We start from the raw sequence: 1,530 nt of genomic DNA, 5'->3' as shown, positions 1-1,530 counted from the left end.
GCTAAATTCCCAAACTAACTTCCACCGTTAATCCAAGTGGAAGTTAGTCTGATAAAAATCGTAAAAACCAGTGGAAATCCGTGTCAGGGTAAGTTCCACTGGTTTTACTAATACTTGATTTCATCGTTTTTGTAGCCAAAATGAATAGAAAAAAGAGCGCACAAAATCCCCTCATCTGAAAGCGTTTCAGATTAAGTTCCGCTATGGTGGAAGTTAGTGTGAGACGTTTGAATGCGGTTAAAGGTTAGTTTTTAGAACTTATGTTGGAGTAATTTAGACGACTGACAGACGTCTTCTGCAGGTATTTTAGAAATACCTAGAAGTTTAGGAATCTCTTCTCCGTAAGTAAAGGCAAAGAGTTCATAGGCTGACTTTCCATTCAAAGCAGCACGTTTGACACTGTTGACATGCGAACAAACGAGATTGATGTCCTCTTGAGTTAAGTTGTCAAAAGAAGTTTCCTTAGGTAGAATGTCGCGAATCAGCGTGTGATTTTTCTCAATTCTCCCTTTCTGGTCAGAGCGATTAGGGTCACAAAAGAAGAGTTTACTCTCTCCTCGCACATCCATTTCGATGTCATCAACCCTGGCAAACTCTCCACCATTATCTGTCAGGATGACAGGGAAGAGTTGGAAGAAATCTTTGTCCGCTTGGTGAAGAGTGTTCTTGATGTCATAGAGGTGTTTGGTAACCTCAAGGGCAGTTTTATTATCCAGAAGTCTAGCGAAGATAAAGTTACAGAAAGACAGGTTGAAGGTGAGTAGGACTTTACCTCCCATCCTGCCCATAACGGTGTCCATTTCCAGCCAAGAGTTCAGTTGCTTAAGAGCCAAATAATTTTGGAAATCCTCATAGGAACGGCCTTTTTTAGCTTCTTTAGGGATGGAAGGTAGCTTACTTTTCCGTCTTTCTTTGAATTTAACGGCTCTGGCTAGGTCAATAGGAGCGATAGATAGGTATCCTTTTCGGATGTGTCGATAGACGGTTGAGGAGCTGACATCAAGGTTGTGAGTTTTGAGGATATGATAGATGTGTTGGCCCTTTTTAACACCATCAGAAATGACTTTGTCCATGTCCCAGAAGGTCTTGGAATTGAGAGGAGTTCCTTCACGAGCTTCGATAAGAGTTTGTTCGTACTGTTTTTGAGCTTGCTTAGCGAGGTAGAAAATCTTCTTATAGCCACAATTTTGTCTTCTTTTAGGGCAGACGTTACAGACAAAGGGAGCTTTGTCGAGTAGAGGGCAAGGAAGGTTATGGCATGTAGACTCTCGGATTTGTCTGTTTCGTTTGACTTCTTTAGAAACAGTAGTCGGGTCTTTTAGAATGGATTGTCCAATAGCTTTGAAGGTTTCACTGCGCTCTAAGCCTAATTGGATATCATTACGGTCTGAAAGGGTAAGGTGTTTATGTTTTGTCATAGTGAGCCTCATTTCTAACTCAAACGTCTCACACTTAATTCCACCATAAAAATCCGTTTTAGACTAATTTCCACTTTGGTCAGGCAAGTGGAAGTTACTTTGAGAAGTTACC

General features: G+C 41.0%; 1 protein-coding gene. It reads right to left on the bottom strand.

All coding sequences use genetic code 11. The annotated features are described in order from the left end of the window. Positions 1–251: 251 nt before the first annotated feature. Entirely contained in the window at positions 252–1,418 is a 1,167-nt protein-coding gene (locus QP439_RS08865) for an IS30 family transposase (RefSeq protein ID WP_261042971.1), read from the bottom strand. Positions 1,419–1,530 lie beyond the last annotated feature (112 nt).

The sequence above is a fragment of the Streptococcus sp. UMB1203 genome (assembly GCF_030217725.1).
GTDB lineage: Bacteria > Bacillota > Bacilli > Lactobacillales > Streptococcaceae > Streptococcus.
The sequence above is the reverse complement of the archived record's forward strand: the minus strand, read 5'-3'. Positions and strand labels throughout refer to the sequence as shown.